This window comes from Ruegeria sp. CG11 (assembly GCF_056537245.1).
Genome location: NZ_JBQFRE010000047.1, coordinates 1 through 4,330, shown reverse-complemented (window position 1 = coordinate 4,330; position 4,330 = coordinate 1). Strand labels below are relative to the sequence as shown.

Here is a 4,330-nt window from a genome sequence, read left to right as displayed (position 1 = left end):
GCCTTTCAAAGAGACCATTCGAAGACCTGTCCGAGAACTATTTGCGCGAAACAAATGCCTGAACAGGCTGCCCTGTCAATCTGGCCCAAAAGATTGCGACACAACCCTCAGAGGGGTCTTTGGATCCGGCAATTTGCCCGCGTTCTGCGCAGCCCAGTCGTGCATTTCATGTAAAAGCGGGATCAGGCTTTGGCCCAGAGGCGTGAGACTGTATTCGACATGTGGCGGTATGGTCTGGAAGTCTTTGCGAGAGACAAACCCCGTCTCCTGTAACTCGCTGAGCTGGCGCGTCAATGTACGATGGGTAATGCGCCCCAGATTGCGCTGGAGCTGATTGAACCTGCAGCTACCTTGCGCCAGCCAATAGATGATTAGCAGCTTCCAACGTCCTGAGATGGCCGAGATCAGCGCCTCAATCCGGTAGTGTTCCTCCGACTCGTCCAGTTTCATTGCAGTATCCTAAATGACCGTACTTGTTAGTTTGATCGCACATAGATAGCTAACGTTCCAAGCATCACGCCGCAATGGGGAACGCAATGGTCAAAAAGAAAATCGTGATCGTGGGGGGAGGCTATGTCGGGTTCGAGGTCGCCCAGAAATTAGACGCTTTTGCAGACGTCACCCTCATCGAACAACGCGAAGCCTTCGTTCAGCCGCCCGCCGCAATCCGTGCGCTGGTTGAGCCCACACTACTGGACCAGATCATTCTACCGTATGATAACCTGCTGAAATCAGGACAGGTCGTGCGGGGTCGCGCCGTTTCAGTCTCCCAATCAGAGGTCACTTTGGAATCCGGCGCAGTTTTTCCAGCGGACTTCGTCGTGATCGCCACAGGATCTTCCTATGCTGCCCCGTTCAAACCATCGGGCGACAGCATCGCCGATTTCCGTCGGGCTAGCACGGAAATCAGCGGGCGGCTGGCAAAGGCGACCTCGATCGCAATTGTTGGGGCGGGTGCTGTGGGAACAGAGCTCGCAGGAGAAATTGCTTCAGCGCAACCGGGCAAATCCATCACATTGATATCGTCTGACGAAGCCTTGTTTCCAATGTATCCGGCCAAGTTGGGCGCGCAGCTCAACCGCAAGCTCGAACGCCTCGGTGTCACCGTTGTCTTTGGCCAAAGAGCTCAGGGCCTGCGCCATATGGATCAGCCTTTTGAAGGGGCTGTGACCTTGACCGATGGTCGAGTGATCGAGGCTGATCTGGTGTTTCCAGTAGTCGGTTCAATACCCCAAACATCCTTGGTGCGAAATCTACCGGGCGCAAGATTTGAGGCGTCGGGCCGAGTGAAAACCGACAGGTGGCTGCGCCCCTCCGACTATCCAAATGTCTTCGTTGCTGGGGATATTGCCGATGCAGGGGATGGCATGACGATTGTTGCAACAACCAGGCAGAACCCCTGGCTTGTAAAGACGTTGAAGAAGGTGCTGGGCGGCTCATCCGTTGAGGACCTGGCACCCTATAGCCCCTGGAAGAAAGCGCCCATTTTGGTCCCGCTGGGTCCGGTCATTGGCAATAGCTGGCTTTTCGCGACGGTTGGTGACTGGATCACCCGTATGATGAAAGGGAAAGAGCTTTTTATTCCCAAGTATCGCAAGGCATTTGGTTTTCCGGACCTCAGGAAATAGCTCTGCTTATTAGGAGCGTTCTTTCGGCGCTCTTCTCAAAAAAACGCTGCACTCCAGAACGTTGGACTTAGTCCACATGCGTATGAGCCCCTTGCGGGGTCCAAAAAGCTAGGAAATCCGGCATGACAGCCACTATCCAAACCAAGAACTATGGTGAAGCGCTCAAGACTATGCCTGGCCTTGAATTTCTAAAGCTCTCCATGGGACAAGACTTTCCACAGCCCGAGATGGCCCACACCATGAATTTCCGTCTGTCAGCTGTCGACGACGGAGTGGCTGTTTAGAATTGCACCCCAAGTGGCCGTCATTTGAATCATTTAGGTGCAGTGCATGGTGGCTGGGCTATGACAGTACTCGACGCGGCTCTTGGTGTGTCGGTTCAAAGCAAACTTCCAGCCGGTAAAGCGTTCACAACGCTTGAGACCAAAGTCAACATGGTGCGCGCTATTCGGCCCGACCATGGCGCACTACGCTGTGAAGCACACGCTGTACATGTGGGGGTTCTGTCGCAAACTTTGTCCCCACCTGTCAGGTTGAGCGTAGTTCTGGTAGCGCATGCTCGAATTTCACAGGAGCAGACGGTGACAATCTCATTCAAGGGTGCGCATTTTCCGAAAGAGGTGATTTTGTACGCTGTTTTCTTCTATCTGCGATACAGTGTTTCATACCGGGATCTGGAAGAAATTATGGCGGAACGCGGCGTTGATCTGGATCATGCGACGCTGAACCGCTGGGTAAGCCGATATGCCGGTCTCGTAGCTGATGCTTCGCGATATAGAAAGCGTCCTACCGACCGTTCATGGCGCATGGATGAAACATATGTGAAAGTGAAAGGTGAGTGGGTTTACCTGTATCGCGCCATCGACAAGTTCGGAAAAACGCTTGATTTCATGCTGTCCAAGCGTCGGAACAAAGCTGCAGCAACGAAGTTTTTTGCCCGCGCGCTCGAAGTTAACGGGCTGCCACGCAAAATCGTCATCGACAAAAGCGGCGCGAACACAGCCGGTATTAAAGCGATCAACAAGATGCTGAAGGGCTTTGGTTGCCCGATCCCAATCGAGATGGTCAGGCGGAAATATCTCAATAACATCATTGAACAGGATCACCGGTTCATCAAACGTCGGATCAGGCCCACGCTAGGGTTCAAATCTTTCGATTCAGCGGCATCTGCCCTGGCTGGTATCGAACTGGTTACCATGATCCGCAAAGGTCAATTTACGCCCAGACTCTCGCCGTTTCAGCAGTTTGCCCAATTGGCAGGATAATCGGATCGCCAGCTCCATCTAAGCTGCTCTCAAAGGAATTTGCGACAGAACCCGACACATGTGCAGCGAAAGTCTGCTTTCCGCCCTTACTGCAAAAAACACCCAATTTTTCGAAGCCTTTAGATCCCGCATTGAGACTAGTTCCTGGAAGAGCTCCGCAACGTTCTTTCTAGTAGTTCAACCAATAAACCGTCGAACGCCCGCCTGCCTCTGACCGTTTCAGCACACCCACAGCTTCCATCGAGAGCAAGTCTCTGGTCGCAGTGGCCGTCGATGCGCCGCTGATCTTGCGGAATGCCTTAGCGCTGATGCCTAATTCTACGCGCTCCGGGCCCTGTTCGAATAGCTTGCGCAGGACATGTTCCTGCCGTGCATTGAGCTGCGGAGCAAACCGCAAGAAGAACCGATTGCGCCTCAGGACAAATTGCGCTTCTTCCCTGGCAAAGACCGCCGCGTTCGCTAACGTTTGTAAAAACCAGATGACGAACTCGGTTGCGTCGATGCCCCCCCTACCCTCTTGCCTACCAGCCTGTAGTGCGTGGTAATACGCTTCTTTGTCCCGCTCAACCTGACGCGAAAACGAAAAGGGCAATGCACCTTTCTGCGCAAATACAAATTCAATCAGCGCCCGACCAATTCGTCCGTTTCCATCAGAGAATGGATGGATGGATTCAAACCACAGATGCGCCAGCGCCGCCTTGATTGGCACTGGTACTCTCTGATCCTGCGCCAGCCACGTAAGAAACACAGCCATCTCTTGCTCCAGCCGCTCAGGCGGCGGTGCTTTGTACAATACGTCATTGGAGCCGGCGACCGCAGAGCGGACGATTTCCAGATCGAACTGACGCCAACGACCCAAGTCTTCCACTTCAATGCCGAAGAATAACAACCGGTGCCAATCGAACAATATGCTAGCACTTAGCGACCCTATCGTCGAACGCGCGGCCGCCATCAATTCAGCGACGGCATCAGATCGACGTGTAATGGCGCGTCTGTCGCGGTGCTTCAAAGACGCAACAATCGATGCCTGGATTTCAGTCTCGTCAAGGGGCACGCCTTCGATTCCAAAAGAGGACATAACCTCCTGGGCGATTTGCGAAAGATGAAACTCCTCCCGATCAGTATCCGGAAGACCGTCAATGAGGCCCGTGATTTCACCGACCTTTTGGGAAGATGTTGCCAAGTAAGATTCTACCCGCTCATGGTCATAAGTGAATTCGGGCCAGTACTTGGATTGCCAAACTTGCGTCATGAGGAGATTAGTAAACACATTCCAATCATTTTTACAATAATTTTGATCTGAATAATTGTTTGGTTCAAATCAGTCGAAACTGGGAGATTACACGGGATCTGTTGCAAACTTTTGGCTGTTGACGAGGTCAGATGCTGCGGGTGAATGACTTTCGGTAAAATCAGTCGAAAGTCAGTTCATGATTT

5 protein-coding genes and 1 pseudogene are annotated in these 4,330 nt (G+C 52.7%); 4 read left to right on the top strand and 2 right to left on the bottom strand.

Annotated elements, in window-relative coordinates; genetic code table 11:
- Window positions 1-75: 75 nt before the first annotated feature.
- Window positions 76-450: a winged helix-turn-helix transcriptional regulator gene (locus tag ACR0KW_RS24075; RefSeq protein ID WP_480807284.1), complete on the bottom strand. Its 375-nt coding sequence runs from the start codon at window positions 448-450 to the stop codon at window positions 76-78.
- Between the two features lie 86 nt (window positions 451-536).
- On the opposite strand from ACR0KW_RS24075, the gene ACR0KW_RS24070 reads away from it, so the two are divergent.
- From ACR0KW_RS24070 to ACR0KW_RS24055, 4 genes and pseudogenes are all read left to right on the top strand, one after another.
- Entirely contained in the window at window positions 537-1,628 is a 1,092-nt protein-coding gene (locus tag ACR0KW_RS24070; RefSeq protein WP_480807283.1) for an NAD(P)/FAD-dependent oxidoreductase, read from the top strand.
- Window positions 1,629-1,750: 122 nt separating this feature from the next.
- Window positions 1,751-1,912, top strand: coding sequence for a hypothetical protein (locus tag ACR0KW_RS24065; RefSeq protein WP_480807282.1), 162 nt, complete (start codon window positions 1,751-1,753; stop codon window positions 1,910-1,912).
- 24 nt (window positions 1,913-1,936) lie between these two features.
- Window positions 1,937-2,131 (top strand): annotated as a pseudogene (locus ACR0KW_RS24060) (PaaI family thioesterase); the annotation flags it as partial.
- A gap of 78 nt (window positions 2,132-2,209) precedes the next feature.
- Entirely contained in the window at window positions 2,210-2,893 is a 684-nt protein-coding gene (locus tag ACR0KW_RS24055; RefSeq protein ID WP_480807285.1) for an IS6 family transposase, read from the top strand.
- 169 nt (window positions 2,894-3,062) lie between these two features.
- Here the strand turns inward: ACR0KW_RS24055 and ACR0KW_RS24050 are convergent, their stop codons facing one another.
- Window positions 3,063-4,163: a Fic family protein gene (locus ACR0KW_RS24050; protein ID WP_480807281.1), complete on the bottom strand. Its 1,101-nt coding sequence runs from the start codon at window positions 4,161-4,163 to the stop codon at window positions 3,063-3,065.
- Window positions 4,164-4,330: the final 167 nt, after the last annotated feature.

Excerpts from the sequence above, each read along its gene's own strand:
- ACR0KW_RS24075 (WP_480807284.1), bottom strand. The coding sequence starts at position 450 with ATGAAACTGGACGAGTCGGAGGAACACTACCGGATTGAGGCGCTGATC.
- ACR0KW_RS24070 (WP_480807283.1), top strand. The coding sequence starts at position 537 with ATGGTCAAAAAGAAAATCGTGATCGTGGGGGGAGGCTATGTCGGGTTC.
- ACR0KW_RS24065 (WP_480807282.1), top strand. The coding sequence starts at position 1,751 with ATGACAGCCACTATCCAAACCAAGAACTATGGTGAAGCGCTCAAGACT.